Origin of the sequence: Pseudoalteromonas sp. SG41-2 (genome assembly GCF_014164535.1) — a bacterium.
GTDB lineage: Bacteria > Pseudomonadota > Gammaproteobacteria > Enterobacterales > Alteromonadaceae > Pseudoalteromonas > Pseudoalteromonas rhizosphaerae.
Map to the genome: position 1 here is coordinate 1 of NZ_JACJFK010000130.1, position 369 is coordinate 369.

The window sequence follows — 369 nt, forward strand, 5'->3', positions numbered from 1 at the left end:
CGAAAATATTCTTTTTCGTTTTGTACAACAAACGTATTTAGGCTATTGGCGCGCAGCGGTATAAACTTTTCTTTTTTTGGCGGAATAGTAATTTTATCGCCCGGGTAAATTAAGTTTGGATCAGGGCGCAGCGCTCTAAATTCAGCATTACTGGGGTGGTTATACAAGGCGGTTGAGGTTTTATAACCATATTGGCGTGCTATGCGTAGCAGAGTTTCGCCTTGTGCGACGGTGTGTTGTTGTATCATTGAAATATCCTTATCCCTAAATATAAATATCGCCAGAGCAAGTCTACGTTTAGGTGATGTTGCCTACTGACCAATCGTGATCGGCGAGTTCAAAAAAGCTGACTTTGGCGTTTTCAAAATC

Annotated in this window: 1 protein-coding gene; it reads right to left on the reverse strand. The window is 41.5% G+C overall.

Annotated features, from left to right (window positions below):
• Positions 1 to 248: LysM peptidoglycan-binding domain-containing protein (locus H5186_RS22775; RefSeq protein ID WP_182795068.1), on the reverse strand; the 248-nt coding region annotated here is incomplete at its 3' end.
• Positions 249 to 369: the final 121 nt, after the last annotated feature.